Origin of the sequence: Candidatus Roseilinea sp. NK_OTU-006 (assembly GCF_012931985.1) — a bacterium.
GTDB lineage: Bacteria > Chloroflexota > Anaerolineae > J036 > Brachytrichaceae > JAAFGM01.
The window spans coordinates 1-2,797 of sequence record NZ_JAAFGM010000095.1; the positions used below are offsets into that span (position 1 = coordinate 1).

The 2,797-nt window shown below is 57.0% G+C and carries 5 protein-coding genes; all 5 read left to right on the forward strand.

Annotation, left to right across the window (positions count from 1 at the left end):
- Nucleotides 1-301, forward strand: a 301-nt coding sequence (locus tag GXH28_RS15720) for a twin-arginine translocase subunit TatC (protein ID WP_206156895.1), incomplete at its 5' end; no start/stop codon positions are given.
- On the forward strand, nucleotides 298-849 hold the full coding sequence (locus GXH28_RS15725) for a DUF952 domain-containing protein (RefSeq protein ID WP_169239957.1): 552 nt from the start codon (nucleotides 298-300) through the stop codon (nucleotides 847-849). The genes GXH28_RS15720 and GXH28_RS15725, both read left to right, overlap by 4 nt.
- A 260-nt stretch (nucleotides 850-1,109) precedes the next feature.
- The gene (locus GXH28_RS15730; protein WP_240550458.1) at nucleotides 1,110-1,823 is read left to right on the forward strand and encodes an AccI family restriction endonuclease; all 714 of its coding nucleotides are present in this window, start codon (nucleotides 1,110-1,112) and stop codon (nucleotides 1,821-1,823) included.
- Between the two features lie 88 nt (nucleotides 1,824-1,911).
- Complete coding sequence (locus tag GXH28_RS17135; protein ID WP_445082665.1) at nucleotides 1,912-2,019, forward strand: hypothetical protein; 108 nt, start codon at nucleotides 1,912-1,914, stop codon at nucleotides 2,017-2,019.
- Nucleotides 1,986-2,797: Eco57I restriction-modification methylase domain-containing protein (locus GXH28_RS15740; RefSeq protein WP_206156897.1), on the forward strand; the 812-nt coding region annotated here is incomplete at its 3' end. The genes GXH28_RS17135 and GXH28_RS15740, both read left to right, overlap by 34 nt.

The following is a 2,797-nucleotide window of genomic DNA, read 5'->3' on the forward strand; positions in this document are numbered from 1 at the left end:
CGCCGGCGTGATGTTCTGGATGGGCGTGGCGTTCGAGATGCCGTTGTTCATCTTCATCCTGGCCAAGGCCAACGTGATCAACGCGAACGTGCTCAAGCGACATTGGCGCTGGGCCGTGGTGATCGTCGCCGTGCTGGCTGCGCTGATTACGCCGACGCCCGACCCGATCAACATGAGCATCGTCATGGTGCCGCTGCTGTTGCTCTACGGGTTCAGCATCCTCATGGCCTATATCGCCCGTCGCAACGCCACCGTGCCGGCCATGCTCGATCCCGAAGAGAAGCTGAAGGATTCCGCATGATTCTGCACCTCACCCCGCGCGCCGAATGGGAGGCTGCGCCGGCCAACCAACCCTATCGCGCTGCCAGTCTGGCGAACGAAGGCTTTATCCACGCAACGCAGGGTGACGAACTGTTGCTGCGCGTCGCCAACGCGTTCTACAAGGATAAGCCCGGAGAATTCGTCGTCCTCGAAATTGACGAATCTCGGTTGACCAGTGAGGTGCGCTGGGAGGCACCGGCGCCCGCGCCGACCGATCTAATCCCGCCGGAAGCCGCCGTCAGTGACGTTGCGCCCGCTGCTGCGGCGCCGCGCTTTCCGCATATCTACGGGCCGATCAACCGCGAGGCGATCGTCGGGGTGCGCCTGGCCACGCGCGACGCGAGCGGTGCGTTCACCGGCTTCGCCCCGTTGCCCGATCCGGCTAATCCGCTCAACCTCAAGTCACCCAGCCAAATGGCCAACGAGTTACTGGAAGCGACCGATGCCTTCTCCGAAGCGCTCGACCGCTTCAAGGACAGCCTCGAGGGCCGCATGGCCCAGCTTGACGAGAAGATCAAGAAGTTATAGCGAAGTTGCCCCGAGCGAGATGCATCTATTCGATCGGTTCTTAAGCGTCGTTGACGAGGACATTACTCTTGGATTGCAAAGATTCGGACCTATCGCGTGGCTTGATTTCTTGCTCAACCCTCGCCGACTACGCGGAAGCGATTTCTTGATGCGTTGGTCGCAAGGCGTATGGAGTGAGAAGCGCATCATTCAAGCTGTTGAGGACACCGGTGAGTTCTTCGCAATTCCATACGGCCCGAGTGGTGTTGCGCCTGACAAGTGTGAAGGAGCTAGAGCTCTACTTCGAGCGCCTGGAGAAGGCAGGCCTCGGCAGAAGCAAGCGCCCTGATGTGTTGATTTTCGCGCGTTCGGCGCAGGATCGAGTAGATACACTGGTGCGAAAGATTGGCGGTTTGAGCGAGCTCCCTTTTACTCCTGAGGATAACAAATCGGTAACAGATCTGCTGCAAATGGCCATACTGGCCGTCGAGTGTGAAAACAGTCTATGGAAAGGCAGAAATATGCCTGACTACGGATCGGAGCTTAGACCACGGAAATGGCTCGGTGGTAAGCCTGGGCTGAAGAAAGGTGCGGTTGTGCCAACGCTGATTTTGAAGGAAGAGGATCGAAAGCCGCTTCAGGCATGGCAAGACGCAAATTTCATCCCGGTCCATATATGGCACATCTTTTATGACGTGGCCTTCGGCATCTCTCTTGACAGAGCACAAGAGCTAATCAAGCAGGGACTCATCCTGCCCAATACGCATAGGTTTCAAGCACCGAGTGGTGCAACTACAGAGAAGGTTATCTACAAAATTTACTACCACTATGCTTATGGTGTAGGGAACACCACGCAGGAACCGGAGCTTAAAGCCAAGTTTATCGAGGACAAGAATGGTCACATCTTGCCCTACATACACTTTGAAGGCGGCAGGATGGATTTAAGCACGGATGCTCTGCAAATGCTGCGTGACCGAGCAAATGCGAAGACTTGACGCTTACCAAATCCCATCAGCTTGGGAAGCGCGAGAACGGCTGAGGGAACGCGGGCAATTCTGGACGCCGACGTGGGTTGCCGAGCCGATGGTCGCCTACGTTTTAACCGATGGCGCGGAGAGCCTCTTCGATCCAGCTGTTGGCACGGGGCATTTCTTCGCGTGGCAAAAGCGATCGCTGACGAGAAGGGACTGAATGTGCATCTGGCCGGCATGGAGATTGATCCCCATACCCTTGCTCAAGCAGCGGCATCCGGCTTGAATCAAGACGACTTGGCGCAAGTAGTAATCGGCGACTTTGTTATGCAACCGCCGCGCGCCAAATTCCCGGCTATTGTTGCGAACCCGCCATATATCCGCCACCATCGTCTGCCCGAAACGACGAAGGCACGACTACGCCGGTTAGGCGCAGAGATCATCGGCAAGCCACTCGATGGACGCGCCGGGCTGCATGTGTATTTCCTGATTCAGGCGCTGATGCTGCTCGAAGAGGGCGGCCGATTAGCCTTCATCGTGCCAGCAGACACTTGTGAAGGCAGATTCGCTCTCGATCTATGGAGCTGGATCACAACCCACTTTGCGCTCGATGCCATACTGACGTTCGCACCCGAAGCATCCCCTTTTCCCGGCGTGGATACGAATCCACTCGTCCTCTTCATTCGTAAATCATCGCCTACGGATGAGTTTTACTGGGCAAGGTGTTATCGGCCGGGGACGGGTGTGGTCGCCGACTGGGTGCGACGCAGCTTTGGCGAGCTGGATTCAGCAGACTTGCTCGCCATTCGCCGAGATAGGCGTGAAGGCATACTAACCGGATTATCACGCGAGCGTGTGCCTACCCAAACTCACAAGTATGTGCTGGGTGACTTCGCCCGAGTGATGCGTGGTGTCGGAACCGGCGCGAACGACTTCTTCTTCATGACGCTTGAGCGCATGAATCGTTTAGGCCTACCTTGCGAGCGATTCGTGCGGGC